At 52.1% G+C, this 13,968-nt stretch carries 15 protein-coding genes and 1 pseudogene; 1 reads left to right on the top strand and 15 read right to left on the bottom strand.

The window, feature by feature from the left end; genetic code table 11:
• Nucleotides 1-73: 73 nt before the first annotated feature.
• The 14 genes and pseudogenes from AX755_RS08690 to AX755_RS08645 form a co-directional block, all read right to left on the bottom strand.
• Nucleotides 74-316, bottom strand: a complete 243-nt coding sequence (locus tag AX755_RS08690) for a hypothetical protein (protein WP_062856618.1) — start codon at nucleotides 314-316, stop codon at nucleotides 74-76.
• Entirely contained in the window at nucleotides 316-498 is a 183-nt protein-coding gene (locus tag AX755_RS25750; protein WP_224085049.1) for a hypothetical protein, read from the bottom strand. The genes AX755_RS08690 and AX755_RS25750 overlap by 1 nt, the downstream gene beginning before the upstream one ends.
• Nucleotides 499-627: 129 nt before the next feature.
• A pseudogene (locus tag AX755_RS26050) lies at nucleotides 628-897 on the bottom strand (RHS repeat-associated core domain-containing protein); the annotation flags it as partial.
• Between the two features lie 131 nt (nucleotides 898-1,028).
• A complete protein-coding gene (locus AX755_RS08685; protein WP_038981057.1) occupies nucleotides 1,029-1,415 on the bottom strand; it encodes a hypothetical protein in 387 nt (128 codons plus the stop codon).
• A 161-nt stretch (nucleotides 1,416-1,576) separates the two neighbouring features.
• The gene (locus AX755_RS08680) at nucleotides 1,577-2,161 is read right to left on the bottom strand and encodes a hypothetical protein (RefSeq protein WP_052250602.1); all 585 of its coding nucleotides are present in this window, start codon (nucleotides 2,159-2,161) and stop codon (nucleotides 1,577-1,579) included.
• 109 nt (nucleotides 2,162-2,270) lie between these two features.
• A complete protein-coding gene (locus tag AX755_RS08675; RefSeq protein ID WP_038981059.1) occupies nucleotides 2,271-2,615 on the bottom strand; it encodes a DUF7716 domain-containing protein in 345 nt (114 codons plus the stop codon).
• 151 nt (nucleotides 2,616-2,766) lie between these two features.
• Entirely contained in the window at nucleotides 2,767-3,324 is a 558-nt protein-coding gene (locus AX755_RS25325) for an imm11 family protein (RefSeq protein WP_146095405.1), read from the bottom strand.
• 225 nt (nucleotides 3,325-3,549) lie between these two features.
• Nucleotides 3,550-3,813, bottom strand: a complete 264-nt coding sequence (locus AX755_RS24420) for a hypothetical protein (RefSeq protein ID WP_224085048.1) — start codon at nucleotides 3,811-3,813, stop codon at nucleotides 3,550-3,552.
• A gap of 294 nt (nucleotides 3,814-4,107) precedes the next feature.
• Complete coding sequence (locus AX755_RS08670) at nucleotides 4,108-4,674, bottom strand: hypothetical protein (RefSeq protein ID WP_038981060.1); 567 nt, start codon at nucleotides 4,672-4,674, stop codon at nucleotides 4,108-4,110.
• Nucleotides 4,668-8,906, bottom strand: a complete 4,239-nt coding sequence (locus AX755_RS08665; RefSeq protein ID WP_231883352.1) for an RHS repeat-associated core domain-containing protein — start codon at nucleotides 8,904-8,906, stop codon at nucleotides 4,668-4,670. Before AX755_RS08665 ends, AX755_RS08670 begins: the two co-directional genes overlap by 7 nt.
• A gap of 17 nt (nucleotides 8,907-8,923) precedes the next feature.
• The gene (locus AX755_RS08660; protein ID WP_062856617.1) at nucleotides 8,924-9,361 is read right to left on the bottom strand and encodes a DcrB-related protein; all 438 of its coding nucleotides are present in this window, start codon (nucleotides 9,359-9,361) and stop codon (nucleotides 8,924-8,926) included.
• Nucleotides 9,362-9,433: 72 nt separating this feature from the next.
• A complete protein-coding gene (locus AX755_RS08655) occupies nucleotides 9,434-10,297 on the bottom strand; it encodes an efflux RND transporter periplasmic adaptor subunit (RefSeq protein ID WP_062856616.1) in 864 nt (287 codons plus the stop codon).
• Entirely contained in the window at nucleotides 10,294-10,509 is a 216-nt protein-coding gene (locus tag AX755_RS08650) for a DUF1656 domain-containing protein (RefSeq protein WP_029882597.1), read from the bottom strand. Before AX755_RS08650 ends, AX755_RS08655 begins: the two co-directional genes overlap by 4 nt.
• Nucleotides 10,499-12,475 carry an FUSC family protein gene (locus tag AX755_RS08645; protein ID WP_062856615.1) on the bottom strand — a complete coding sequence of 659 codons (1,977 nt, stop codon included), beginning with the start codon at nucleotides 12,473-12,475 and terminating at the stop codon, nucleotides 10,499-10,501. Before AX755_RS08645 ends, AX755_RS08650 begins: the two co-directional genes overlap by 11 nt.
• A 76-nt stretch (nucleotides 12,476-12,551) precedes the next feature.
• Between AX755_RS08645 and AX755_RS08640 the strand changes: the two genes are divergently transcribed.
• Nucleotides 12,552-13,346: an AraC family transcriptional regulator gene (locus AX755_RS08640; RefSeq protein WP_062856614.1), complete on the top strand. Its 795-nt coding sequence runs from the start codon at nucleotides 12,552-12,554 to the stop codon at nucleotides 13,344-13,346.
• Here the strand turns inward: AX755_RS08640 and AX755_RS08635 are convergent.
• The coding region (locus tag AX755_RS08635; RefSeq protein ID WP_231883351.1) for an oxidoreductase at nucleotides 13,343-13,968 on the bottom strand (626 nt) is incomplete at its 5' end. The genes AX755_RS08640 and AX755_RS08635 overlap by 4 nt on opposite strands.

Genomic DNA, 13,968 nt, shown 5'->3' with positions numbered 1-13,968 from the left:
GTGTTAGTGTTAGACATATATTCAAGCCTATCTCTTATCTGGAGATACAGCTACTGTCTGGTGTTTCAGGGGGCTACATCATCACATCATGGACATCAGTATCATGAATGAATCTCTTTATATCTACCAACCAATCCTTATAGTCTCCATGTAGTTCTAAAGACCTATGAGCATTGGTCTTTGACCAGTCAATTTTTGAACCAGCCCAACTATAACTATCGGATAACTCATCCGCAATGTGTTCCCAATCATCCACAATTTCTGGTTGTTCAGGAAGCAAAGATATTTCCTTCCTGATTTCATCATCGAGCGTCATTAAGAGCCTCTCCATGGTTTTGATGGTAAATTAAATAAATCTTGAATTTTTGTTACAACGGATTCAGGTGCATCAAACATGAAGTGCTCCCCTTTATCTTTACCGCTAAACACATTGATATGAGCTCCGCTTCGCTCATCATACTCAACTCTAAAACCTGTTTTTCCGTCAATTGTTGTCATCCCGACAGGTTGACCTCTAGTCGAACCAAATTTTCCTGTGTTAACTTTTTCGGCTTTAAAACCTCGCTCTTCTAACCATTTCAGAGCCTTATTTCTGGCCTGTTCATATGAGTCTTTGGATTAACAGGTAGACAATCCAAGCGGATCAATCCACCCCAACGGGTTAGGCGCATATTGATAAAGGTTCCACCCGCCATTCAACCCGATCGGATCCTGCACAATAAACCGCCGGACCTGCGGGTCGTAGTAGCGGAACAGGTTATAGTGCAGCCCCGTTTCACCGTCAGCATACTGCCCGGCATATTGAAGCGGTTAATGCGGCATCGCCATGCGATTCACAACCCGTGAGAACCCTTCGCTCTGATGACGTACCTCGCCAAAGCTGTCGAACTGCCCGCTTCAGCGCACCTCGTCGCATTCGTGGGTTATCACGATATCGATTTGGCCTCTTCGGGTAGCACGAGGTTGAATAGATTTGTAGATACAGCGTGATTTTAGATGAATGTTGACCTTATCTGGGATCGGTATATTCATCCTTTGGTTATGCGTGTATTCACTATGTCATTCACATAATGTTCAACCGAAATATTGTGCTCCCGATTAATCTGAGAAATGAATGAGCTAAGATGCTCTTGCGATGCATGAAGGGTCGTGGCAATAAGGTTATCAAAATCGTTCTGAGTAAATCGTTTATGTCCCTTCAACGTCGAGTGCTGAAGCAAAGTGTGTGCGGTCACTTCCAAGACGGCCCGCCGGTAATTATCGGACAGCAGGACGTCAAGATCGGTCTGAAGAATATCAAACTCAAAATAAAAGCTGACAAATCCCGATTCAACAGGTAATGAATAAATCAGTTTGTCACCTAACTTCTCAACGTTAGGTTCATATCCTTCGCCCATTACTCGCGTAGTCTGCATATAATCCATCTCCTTTCATGCATTAGATTAATTCTACTTGAAAAAAGATACAACGCAACTCTTTTAAATCTTGCTTAAAAGGCCTGTAAAAATCATAGAGAACATCACCTCGCTAAAAAATAATATTTACGCCGTACTGGTTTACTTTGAAAGAAAATAATTTATCCATAAAAATAATTATAAAATGCATTGAAATTTTCATTACCGATAAGAGGCACAATTCTTTCCCGCAACTCATTAATAAAACCATGTTTTACTTCATCATTATCATCTGCTATATCAAAGATATCGTATTGACCATATACCAAATCAATGAGTTCAGCTAATGAAAATATAAATCCACAGAGACTGTCAGCTATTTTAAATGGTTCAATTACATCATAACTTGCATAAACAGGGGTATTCCCTTCATCGACAACCGCAATTATAGGTTTACCTCCACCTAAATCATCACCAATAACAAGGTAATTGTTAGGTAAGTACTCATAACCATTTTGAGCCTTCAAGAGCTCACTTACCGAGTGAAGTTTAATTGGCGTGAAGCCTGTTTCAATCTTTAACTTTTCAGGATTATAATTTTCATATAAAAATTCCACCTCTGTCGAACGAGGTAAGTTGGGCGGGAAGGCATTGTCCAGATCATTGACGTTGCTGAAACTCCCTGACAGCGAGTATTTATTGCAAATAACAATAAGTTGTTTTAATGCTTTTTCAATCTCATTCACAATGGTCTCAGACGCATCCATAAATATAGCCCTCAGTAATAACCAATCAATTTAAAATGACATTCTCAGTATGTACTACCTTCAAACAAGCTAAGAAAATCAATTTTTAATTACTCTCTCGCTCTTTAAATCAAAGCTCTATGAAGTTATCGTTCTCGAGATAAAAATTTAAACCTGATATGAAATCCTCTACAGATGGTTTTTCTCTTTGGATAGAGATATTATGTAATACATCTATAAATTGCTCTCCATAGAAAAACAGCTCTAGCGAATTTTCGACAACAAAATCAGGATATACTTCCTCATCATCATCACTAATGACAGGATAGCTCTCTAAATAACAAACAAGCTCTTCTTTCGCAGATGCTTCATATTCTCTTGTATACACACAAAAATCATCTAATGTATACCCACCCATAAATTTATATATTAAGTCATCTAAACCATAATTTTTTCTGTATTCTAACCGACTCATACGCACAATTCTTGAGACTTATCTTTTATACTTTGCAAAGCAAGTAGTTAATGAGAAGAACATATATTCCATTCAATTGGAATTTAAATGGTTTTTATAATCCGGGAAAATTACCCCCGGATCATTTTGGCTAATTTAAAACACACTCACATTAATAAATAGGGTCAGCAAACTCTATTCCTTTCACATTATTCTTAGAAAGGAACTCTTTAAATTCATTAGAAATAATTATGCAAGATTTATATTCACTACATCTTGCCATACTAAAATCTTCAACAACCTTTTCTTTGAAGACTATTTTACTAAACTTCCTTGGACCATTAGGTAAATAACTTAATATAGGTTGGCTTTCTGAAGCTTCCATATCGATGCATGAAACCTCTCTTAGTATATTAATTATTTTATACCCTTGATGTTGGGTTTCATTTACAGATACAGTTGCGTCAATAAGTTGAACATCAGTCCGAAAAACATCGTAACAAGAAATTAGTGCTGCTAGTCTGGATGATATGAATATAGGCCCATCACTATAATAAAAATCATATGCAAGCAATACCTTCTCACTCACCTTAGATTTTAATGAAAAAAAATGCCCCTCGTAAGTTTCAATTGATTTACATTGAGAAAAAGTAGTTCCAGATATGTCAGGGTGCTGGTATTCAAACCAATAACTATCGGGATAATCAGAAGCAATTCTTAACCAATACATATTTAACACCCTGTATTTCAAAATATATTTATGAAGCCATATTAATTTAATTGAATTTCTTTAATTCTAACTGTATACCTTTTGTACTCATTTTACTAAACGGGGTGAGTACGATATACCCCGCGACTTTATCTAAAGATAATTAACCTCACATTTTGCAATAATATCAAAAACGTGGTCGTATGTGCTTAGCACTACTCTTTGCAGATCATCTTCTCTTTCAGTTTAGATTAAATCAAAGCTCGACTTTAAATTCCCATCATAAGGATAATCATCTATTTTATATACAGGCATCATTTCGACGTTACTGAATAAAAACTCAATACGAACATCAGGAGCATCTTTTATACTTGGCTTACAAAAAGATAAACTTAAAGAAGCTTTTACTAAAAAAATAAAGAGGTAAAGTTTTAGCTCGGTGCTAGATACTATTAAAGCATCACGACCGTAAATCATATCATATTTTGTTTCTATTGACTTTATATTCATATCAACAATACTCTGTTGTGCATATCGAATTACATTCTTAACCAATTGAAACTATGTAGCTTTAAACATTAACATTTTGGCGGAGTTAGAATTTTAAACACGGGCGCGTAAGTATTATTAAATTATATAAATTTTCTTTTCCTGACGCCTGACAATAACACCATTATTAATTAGAGAAATTTTATAGACGTAAGTAAAAAATCAAGAAAAAATTCATTCCGCATAAAAACATCATCTATATTATATAAGCCGGAAATAATTAATATTAATCCGGCTTATATTAATCACTTGTCTTTACGAGTACTGCCAAAAACCAGCTATAATATTTCCGCCGGATATTTTTTTATACAAATACAAAGCACCGTAACCAAAGATGTAATCACCATCAAGCAATGCATCTGGATAATAATCTTCATCTATTTGCATGAAGAATTTATAACCATCCTTTTGCAATGAATCAAAATAATAGTCTTCCGATTGTATTAACCTTGCTTCTTCAGTTTTAGTGATAAAATCAAACTCTTCACTTTCAACTTTATCATACCCAACAATAGCTGCCTTATTAATGTGTTTTATCGTAAATGCATCATTATTGCTTTCATCAGAAAAAGTATGCGTAATAACTTTTACGGAACAATTAGGGTATATATTGTTATCAATCATATCATCATATCCTTCAGGAGTAAGTATCGTAATATACTCATGTCCATCATCAGGATTCTGAACTGTCAAATAAAACTTATAACCCTGAATATCATCAAGTTTATCTAAAAAGAATTCAGGGATATTTCCACCAATCCGCCCAATGATATCACCATCAGGGAGGGTACTTATTTTAGCGATCAGATTAGATTTTAACATTTTGTTAACCCATTTTTTCTTGCAAACCCAATAGACTCTTCTCTAAGTTTCATTGCCGTTTCAGTGGCAAACTTCTTAGCGTTTTGACGTTCCCAACCTCTGTTGTTCACCAAGTCTTCGTAAATACCCCTTCGAGTAATTGCAGTATTCCTGTTTATATTCTGCAATGCGGTCTGGTTTTTTAATACATTAGGATTATGCAATCCATATTTGGCCTGTAATTTAGATATAGTTTTATGCATAGCATTTTCTTGTAAAGCTATCGCTGGGTTGGTAGTTGCGATACCAGACATTCTACCTTTTATTATGCCATTATTTCTTAGCCATGCATTTTGTAATAATTCATGTGCAGTTAAACCATCTTTTGCATGGACGGGGCTTCCATAGCCTGCGATTCCAAATTCATTTATTAAACCCAGCGGATCAATCCACCCCAACGGATTCGGCGCATACTGATAAAGGTTCCACCCGCCATTCAACCCAATCGGATCCTGCACAATAAACCGCCCGACCTGCGGGTCGTAGTAGCGGAACAGGTTATAGTGCAGCCCCGTTTCACCGTCAGCGTACTGCCCTGCATAGCGAAGCGGCTGGTGCGCCATCGCTGTGCGATTCACAACCCGTGAGAACCCTTCGCTCTGATGGCGCACCTCGCCAAAGCTGCCGTACTGGCCGCTCCAGCGTACCGCACCACGTTCGTCGGTCACCTCCAGCGGCGCGCCGTTCAGGTCGGTGTTGAACCAGTAAATCTCACCGCTGCTCTGGTCTCGGAGATGATCCACCCGCGCCAGCGGGCTCCAGGCTTCATTCGGGTCATAAATATACGTACTGCACAGCCCGGTTTGCTGCTGCTCCTGCAACAGGCGGTAGCCCTGCCACAGGAAGCGCGTTTCGGTGGTGCCGTGCGCGGTGGTGACGATTTTGCGGGTACGGCGGCCCAGCGCGTCGTAGTGATAGCGCGCCTCAAACCGCCCTTCCGGCCCGGTTCCGCGGGCGGATACCAGCCGGTTCTCGGCGTCATACGCATAATGCTGTTCATACAGTCCGTTGCGGCGGCTGACCAGGTTGCCCCAGTGGTCGTATTTCATAAACAGCGCATGCCAGTGCTGCAGGCGGTTATCCGTGACCGGTACCGCATCGTCATTGGCGGCGAGGTTATCCGCGGCGTCATAGCTGAACTGCGCGCGGCTGTGCCCCTGTCGGGCCTCGTAGTGCTTCAGCAGACGCCCTTCGGCGTCGTAGCCGTAATCCACCTCACCGCGCAGGGTGTCGCTAACGCCAGAAAGCTCACCGCGTGCGGTGTAGCGATACAGACGTTCCAGTATCGCCTGCTCCGGCAGGGTCACCTCCGTACTCAGCTCACTGCGCTGCAGGGTACGTCTGCCAAGGCTGTCATACTGGCGGAGCTGCTCGCGCGCGCCCTGGGTGCGGCGAATTTCCCTGTGCAGGCGGTCGCGGGTGAACTCGGTCACCAACTGCTGCCCGAAGCGGATGGCGCTGACATGGCCGGAGCCATAGTGCAGCCAGGCCAGCTTTTGCTCGCCGGGCAGCGTCAGCCCGGTCAGGTTGCTCAGGGCATCCCATTCATAGCCCACTGCGCCGTTAATGCCGGATTCGCTCAGCACGCGCCCGGCGGCATCATGGCGGTATGCAATCTCATCGCTTTCGATACCAAACGCAACGCCTTCGGCTGTTGGGGTGCGACGGATGCGGGTGATCTGGCCGCTCAGGTCGCGGACGTAGCGGTACTCCGCGTGGCGCTGAGTTCGCCCGATCAGCAGCCCGCTGTCGTCATAGCTGAACTGCTGGACGCGACGGGCGATGCCGCCGTCGGCGGCAGGTCGGCCGTTTTCTTCGAGCGCGCAGAGGAACCCTCGCGCATCCCATTCCATATGGCGCACGGTCTCGTCCGGGCGCGTTTCGCTGAGCGGGCGGCCCACGGCGTCATAGGTGAAGCGGTATTCCGCCCCGTTGCCGTTATCGAGTCGCAGCAGGTTACCGCGCGGGTCGTAGCGCCACTGGCGCACGCGGCCAATACGATCGGTGAGGCTGACCGGGAGACCGAGCGCGTTATAGGCCCAGCTTACCTCGCTTTCCAGCGGGTCGCGCCAGCCCGTGAGCTGGCCGCGTTCGTTCCACACCAGCGACTCGCGGCTGCCGTCCGGATGGATCACGGCACTCAGCAGCCCCGCGTTGTTCCACTCCCGACGCGTGATATTCCCTTCCGCATCCTCGCTGGCAATCAGCTGCCCGAAACGGTCGTAACTGAAACGGGTCACGCTGCCGGAGCAATCGGTGCGCTGTGTCAGCAGCCCCTGGATGTTCCAGACCAGACGTACCACGCCGCCGAGGGCATCGGTGATGCTCTCAGGCAGGTTCTCTTCCTCATCGGGATAGTGATACGCGGTGGCGTTACCGGCCGGATCCGTTTCCGACAGCAGACGACCGCGAAGGTCGTACATCGCCTGCGATGAAGTACCGTCCGGGTAGACCGTCCGGGTGATGCGATCGGTCAGACGATACCAGTAATATTCTGTGCGACGGCCCGCCGGGTCCGTCTCACTGGTCATGCGGCCATACTTATCCCAGGTACTGCAGCGCATCGCACCGCCGGACAGAATGACATCGCTGAGCTCGCCGTCGCGGTAGACAAACGTCGTCTGGCGGCCGTCGTAATCCGTGAAGCGCGCGACGTTGTCGTCGTCGTCAATCAGCCAGTTCGCCTGCGCACCATCATCACGAATGGCGCGACGGATGCCGTTTTCAAAATCGTATTCGAACGTCAGTTGTTCGCCACCGCTGTGGCGGAAACCGACCACGCGCGGCAGGCCGTCAATCTCCCGCCAGCGGTATTCGCTCAGCAGGCCATTGGCGTCCTCGTGGGCGCTCATCAGCCCGTCCTGCCAGCGGAAGCGTCGGCGCACGCTACCGCCCCGGCCGGTCACACAGACCAGCTGGCGCTGTTCATCATAAGCGTAACTGACCAGGCAAATCTCGTCATCCAGCCAGGCGCTGGCGAGCCTGCCACGGTCGTAGCGGCAGACCACGCGCTGGCCCGCGCTGTCGGTCAGGGCATGCAGGGTATTATCCGCATTCCACTCGAAGAGAATATCGTTGCCGCAAGGTTCTGAGATGCGCTGAAGCAGTGACGGTGCGTCATCCTGCAGCGGCGCATAGTGCCAGCGTTCGCCGCTGACGTCATACACCGACCAGCTATCGTCATGGTGATGTTCAAGCCAGTTTTTTTCGCTCTCGCAGTAGGTGCGCATCCCTTTCGGCACGTTCGGGAAGGCAACGTAATCGCCGGACGGCGCACGCCACACCAGCCCGTCCTGATAAGGCTCCAGGCGACTTTCCCAGAACAGGCTCCAGCCGCGGCCCAGCACGCTGTCGCCGGGGTTGCCGCTGCGCCAGTAGCGCTGCCAGCGCACCGGCAGGCGTGACGGCAGAACGAAATCGAGCTCATCATCCCCGCTGAGAAACTTCTGTCCGCTGACGATATCCACCGGACGGGCGATGATCCCCGCGGCCGCTACGCCGGTCATCAGCGTGCCGGCGCGGCAGGCGATACGGGCCAGCTTATTGATCCCAGGGATTTTGCCCAGCAGCTTAGAGAGCGCCCCGACTTTGCCGGCCGCACCGCCCCAGCCACCGAGAAGCCCGGCGAACAGCAGAGTAAGATCGGAGACTTTATAGAGCCACTCGGGCACTTCAGACTGAATGGGCAGGGTTTGCTGCGGATCGCCGCCGATGAAGACGTTGTCCGAGCCGGTCATCACCTTCGCGTCGCAGGTGGTGCGATCCCCGATGCGGGACGCAGGCTGGCTGTTAATGGAGACACGCTTAGAGCCTTCGGCCATCTGCTGCGAGCCATCGTCCGAGCACTTCACCGCGCTGTCCGTCGCGATGGCGGCGGGTTTGCTGTTGATAAACACATTGGGCGAGCCGGAGGTGATGACGCCTTTCTTCGTCATACTGGATGCCCCGGCGTCGGCGATACTGTCCCGGGCGGCGGTCGCCAGCTCCCCGGTGTAATACCCCACGGCCAGGCTTGCGCCGACGAGCAGCACACCCACGCCAAGGCAGGATGCGCCGAGACCGGCAATAAACATCGCCCCCGCCAGAATGCCCCCGGCGGCGGCAATCAGGCCACCGACAATCGTTCCGGCAATCATCCCGGCCAGCGCACCGGAGTGGCCGATATCATCACCAACGCGTGCAGCTTCAAACATAACGACTATCCCTGGTGTTAATGGTGGAAGCGAAAGCTCCTGAGAAGATCGCCGAACAGCGCGCAGTCCGTATCGCCCAGCGTACGGGTGCAGGTCATGGTGAACACCAGAATGTTATCGCCCTCGGCATTAAACACGGCCTGCTGCTGCCAGATGCGTTTCCCGTCGCGCAGATAGCTGGCGTGGACAATTTCACCCTGCAAAAGGCCGTCGCCGAGCGTTGCGGCACTGCGTTCAGCCTGCTTCCAGCCCTTGAGATGTTTTTCCATCAGGGCGAGCTGGCGATCGATATACGCGGCAAGCGCTTCGCCGGGGTTGAGGGTATCGCGGGAGATGTTGAATGCTGGCGCATCCGCTGCAGGCGGCGCGAAGACATTGACGGTACGATCCTGATAGCCCTCAGGAAAAGCGATCATTCCTTCATTAAACAGGCACTGCGAAGATGGTTCTGACATTGAGCGGGTCCCACCACATTTTTTCAGAAGCGGTAAGTTTCGCATATGTGTTTAAGGCTGACTATCCCCAGATTATTGTCCCACCGCCACGCTCGCCGACAGGCCCGCCACCAGCTCAACTCCCTTCGGTAAGCTGTCGATATGAATGCGCACCGGCACGCGCTGCGCCAGCCGCACCCAGTTGAAGGTTGGCTCCACGTCGGGCAGACCCAGCCCGCCGGTCTCGTCGTTGTTATCGCCAATCCCATGACCGATGCTCTCCACGTGCCCCGTGAGGACAGGGTCATAACCCATCAGCGCCACCTGCGCGCTATCCCCCACGCGGATATGGCGCAGTTTGGTCTCTTCAAAATACCCCACCACCCAAAAGCTGTGGGCATCAACGATGGTCACCTTTGTCTCCCCCGCTGTCGCATAATCGCCAGGCCGAAGCCGCAAATGCGTGACGTAGCCCGAGACTGGCGAGCGAACGGTGGCGTGAGCCAGATTAAGCTCGGCCAGCGCCAGCGCGGCAAGTGCGCCATGATAATTGGCTGCCGCGACATTCGCCGCACTGCCAGTTTGCTGCAAATCCTCGCGGGAGATGGCGTCCTTAATCTGCGTGCGTCGCCGGGCGGCATCCTGGCGCATCAGCATCTCATGGCGTTTTGACTCCACATCCGCCTGCGCGCTGACCACCGCCAGTTTGAGCCAGCGCGGATCGATGCTGTAGAGCACATCGCCCTGGTTTACCCACTGATTATCCCGCACCGCCACGCTGATAACCGGCCCGGAGACGTCCGGCGCTATCTGCACCACATCCGCCCGCACGCGTCCGTCGCGGGTCCATGGGGTCTGGGCGTAATGTTTCCACAAGATAAACGCCAGACACGTTGCCGCCGCAACGGCGCTTAGCGTCAGCGCATAACGGCCCAGCAGAGAAAGTAACGCTTTCATATCAATAACCCCAACGCGGTTAACCCCTGCATGAGCAGGTAAAAGGTGACGATCCAGGTTGAAACATCCATCAGCGGGCGACACGGCAAACGGCGGTAAAGCCTGCTGAGAGAGAAAAGCGGTATGAGAAGCAGCGTGCAGACCAGTGCCACGAGCGCCACCATCAGTAACCCGGGGATCAACACGCCCCCGACATTGAGATCATTGACCATCGTCCGGCCCCCGTAATGCGCAGTGAAGATCCACCAGCCTGCCGATAACCTGCCGCGTTTGTTCATCAGCCGCAGGCAAACGGCAGCCAATGGCGGCGGCGAGGCGTTCATGTAAGGCGGCGGTGTCTGACGTCGTCAGTTGATAAAGCAGCGTGTTAATCTCCGGCGGCATATCAGTACAGCGGAGGTGTCGCACCGAGAGGCCAATCCGCAGCGCGTGCAACAGTCGGTTAAGCGCCTGTTCGGTAGCGTGCCCACTGCGCGGCAAACGCGGCAGTAACAGGGCCACCCTGTCGATCATCAGATTGATCCAGTGGGTTTCATCGCTCTGCATTTTTCCTTTCACGCTGCGGCGGATATCGCGCTGGCACAACCTCAGCAGCCGGTTGATGGCGGCATCGGCCTGCACGGTTTGCAGCAGGCTCATGCTGATGACGGCAAAACCGGTCGCGAAAAAGAGAGCAATGGCGGTGTTTAGCGCCGCGGCGAAATCGCCGCTGTAGCGCGCGCTTAGCTCCGATAGCACCGGAAGCGTGAGGGTGATCCCCATCGCCATAAAGGTGGTGGGTGGGCGCGCCTGCAGCGACCCGGCGAGCAGATACGCTGGCGCAAGTACCGCCACCAGCACGGCGAAATCACTCACCTGTGGAAGTAGCGCAAAGCTGTAGAGCAGGCTTATCACTACGCCCCAGATGCTGCCGATGATGTATTTCACGAGGTGCGGCGCCGGGGTGTCGAAGCTGCCGAACAGCGTGCAGCAGACACCGAGGATCGAAACTGCCGTGCCGCCGTCGGGCCAGGCGGAGTAAATCCAGACCAGACAACCGCTCAGGATGATGACGAACGCCCCCAGCGCCGTGCGCGCGGCGGTAAGCGGATCGCGGTGGAAGACGTAGCCTTTGATCGCGCTGCTCTGTACGCGATCGGACGCAAACTGGCTGTGGTGGATCGCATCTGAAAGACGATCGCACTGTTGCAAAAGAAGCACGGCCTCCGTCAGATAACGGGTAAAACTTGCCCGCTCCGCCTCTTTCAGGCTCCGCGCCCGGGAAGCATCGCGGTCAGCGACCTGCTGGCAACGCTTAATGAGGGCGTCAGCCAGCTGTTTTCGTTGTTCTTCATCGTCACATGCAAGCCAGGCCTGGACATCGTCCAGCACGGTTTGCAGTTCAGCGGGCATTGTCGCCGTCAGGGGTAAGCGGTCACGCAGTTCACAGTTCACCATAATCAACCGCGCCAGCCGGTCATGAATGGCTTTTCGGGCCTGGCGTACCGGAACGGCAAGGGCGAAATCGTACGGGATATGATGGCTCATTCCCTGCAGGAACTGCAGCGACAGCGCAAAATGCAGGGGCGACGTCACCGTACCGGGTTTGCCCGCTAACGTGTCGGCTACCCGCTCGCGTGCGGTGCGCAGCGTCTGCGATAAGGCGCTGTTGAACTGCGCGGAGATACGCGCAGGCAATACATAGCGGTGAATCACCGCCGCGCAGAAGATACCAATCGCAATCTCCTGCACCCGAACGACGGCGATGTTAAAAATCGCACCGGGCTCAGAGACCGCCGGGAAACCAATCAGGCTCGCGGTGTAACCTGCCAGCACAAAGGCATAGGCCCGGGGCGTGCGTTCCAGCAGGGATAACCAGAGACAGAACGTGATCCACCCCGTCAGCACCACGCTGCAAACCATCGGCATATTTGCGAAGGTGGGCACGATCAGCACGGTGGCACAGGCCCCCGTTACGGTTCCGGCCAGACGGTAAAGGCTCCTGCTGAGCGATGCCCCCACCGACGTCTGCGACACAATGTAAACGGTAATAATGGCCCATGAGGGGCGGTCGAGACCGATCGACAGCGCAATGTAATATGCCAGCATCGCGGCGGCAAATGTCCTTGCGGAATAGAGCAGCGCGCGGGCATCGCTTTGCAGCGCGGCTGGTAAATAACGAGAGATGAGGATGTTCATGCCGGGATTATTACCGGCTTGTCAGCGCGCTTAAATACTCTATTCTGTCAAAAAATACCTAAATGTTGCCATAAGCATGAAACCTCAACTTGCTAATACGCTCTATGACCCTGACGCCACAGCCTCTCCTGCCGTGGCGCGTCATCTGGACTTCGTGGACTACGCTGCAGAAGTGCCGGTACACACCCACCGCAAAGGGCAGCTGATTATTGCCCGCTATGGCGCGGTCAGCTGTTATGCAGAAAACGATATCTGGATCGTGCCGCCAGACTGCGCAGTCTGGATCCCCGGCGGCATTCCGCATAGTGCCAAAGCAACCTGGAACGCCCATCTCAACTATCTGTTTATTGAGCCCGGTGCGGCGGCGCTCCCGGCGCGATGCTGCATCCTGGCGATTTCGCCGTTGATTAAGGAACTGGTTGACCGTTTAACCCGCGAAGAGGTTGATTATCCGCCGGACAGCCACGCGGCACGACTCACCCGGGTAACGCTTGATGAACTGGCCAGCATGCCGCAGCAAAAGCTGAGCCTGCCGGTTTCAGCGCATCCCAAAATACGCGCTATGGCCGACGCGCTGGTCAGCCACCCTGAGGACAGAAGCACCCTGAAAGACTGGGCCAAACGGCTGGCGCTCAGCGAACGAACCTTTGCGCGCCTGATGCAGCGCGAGACCGGGCTGAGCTTTGGGCGATGGCGGCAGCAGCTGCACCTGATTATCGCCCTGCAGGAGCTGGCGAGCGGTGCCCCGGTGCAGAATGTGGCGACAAAACTCGGATATGAATCCGTGAATGCGTTTATCACCATGTTTCGCAAAGCAATGGGCACCACGCCCGCGCACTACTTTGCCGAGCGGAAAAACAGTGGCCGTTAGCCCGGCCCCTCGCTCCCCGCCGCCAGCAGCGGCACTATCACATCGCTGATGGGCACCGGTATACCGTGCGCGCGGCCATAGCGCTGGATCACGCCGTTGCGGATATCCCACTCCAGTGGGCGGTTGGCCTGACGGTCGGCAAGGATCGAGGTGCCTAAATCGGCCGGGGCGCGCTGGAAGTTCGCCAGGATCTCCTGCGCAACGTCATCATTGAGCGCTGCCCCCTCGGCACGGGCGACAGTAAGGCCTTCGCGCAGATACGCCAGCCCCAGCGCGCTGATATCCTCGCGCGAAAACATCCCGGCACGACGATTGGCCAGCACCATCAGCCCGGCCACCGCGTTTTGCAGCAGCTTGCGCCAGGCGACAGTGGCGAAATCAGCCGACAGCTCAACCGCACAGCGTGTGCCCTGCAACGCGTCTACCACCCGTTTTGCCTGCGGAACGTCCGGCAGCGTCAGGCGCGGTTTGGCGCGCAGCCAGACGGAGGCATCCGGTTCACGCTGCGCCGGGAACCAGACCACCGACGGCAGCACCGTTGCGCCATTAACCCACGGCTCCAGCTGGGCTTTCTGCTCCACGCCGTTTTGCAGGGCGCAGACCACCGTGTTTTCATCGCACA

Source organism: Enterobacter sp. SENG-6, assembly GCF_001605945.1.
GTDB classification, from domain to species: Bacteria; Pseudomonadota; Gammaproteobacteria; order Enterobacterales; family Enterobacteriaceae; genus Enterobacter; species Enterobacter cloacae.
This window is presented reverse-complemented; position numbering and strand designations above follow the sequence as displayed.

Bases quoted from the DNA above. Each gene is read 5' to 3' on its own strand.
- AX755_RS25750 (WP_224085049.1), bottom strand. From the start codon at position 498: ATGACAACAATTGACGGAAAAACAGGTTTTAGAGTTGAGTATGATGAG.
- AX755_RS08685 (WP_038981057.1), bottom strand. From the start codon at position 1,415: ATGCAGACTACGCGAGTAATGGGCGAAGGATATGAACCTAACGTTGAG.
- AX755_RS08690 (WP_062856618.1), bottom strand. From the start codon at position 316: ATGACGCTCGATGATGAAATCAGGAAGGAAATATCTTTGCTTCCTGAA.
- AX755_RS08650 (WP_029882597.1), bottom strand. From the start codon at position 10,509: ATGGTCAATGATCTCAATGTCGGGGGCGTGTTGATCCCCGGGTTACTG.
- AX755_RS08645 (WP_062856615.1), bottom strand. From the start codon at position 12,475: ATGAACATCCTCATCTCTCGTTATTTACCAGCCGCGCTGCAAAGCGAT.
- AX755_RS08655 (WP_062856616.1), bottom strand. From the start codon at position 10,297: ATGAAAGCGTTACTTTCTCTGCTGGGCCGTTATGCGCTGACGCTAAGC.
- AX755_RS24420 (WP_224085048.1), bottom strand. From the start codon at position 3,813: ATGAATATAAAGTCAATAGAAACAAAATATGATATGATTTACGGTCGT.
- AX755_RS08640 (WP_062856614.1), top strand. From the start codon at position 12,552: ATGAAACCTCAACTTGCTAATACGCTCTATGACCCTGACGCCACAGCC.
- AX755_RS08665 (WP_231883352.1), bottom strand. From the start codon at position 8,906: ATGTTTGAAGCTGCACGCGTTGGTGATGATATCGGCCACTCCGGTGCG.
- AX755_RS08675 (WP_038981059.1), bottom strand. From the start codon at position 2,615: ATGAGTCGGTTAGAATACAGAAAAAATTATGGTTTAGATGACTTAATA.
- AX755_RS25325 (WP_146095405.1), bottom strand. From the start codon at position 3,324: ATGTATTGGTTAAGAATTGCTTCTGATTATCCCGATAGTTATTGGTTT.
- AX755_RS08670 (WP_038981060.1), bottom strand. From the start codon at position 4,674: ATGTTAAAATCTAATCTGATCGCTAAAATAAGTACCCTCCCTGATGGT.
- AX755_RS08680 (WP_052250602.1), bottom strand. From the start codon at position 2,161: ATGGATGCGTCTGAGACCATTGTGAATGAGATTGAAAAAGCATTAAAA.
- AX755_RS08660 (WP_062856617.1), bottom strand. From the start codon at position 9,361: ATGTCAGAACCATCTTCGCAGTGCCTGTTTAATGAAGGAATGATCGCT.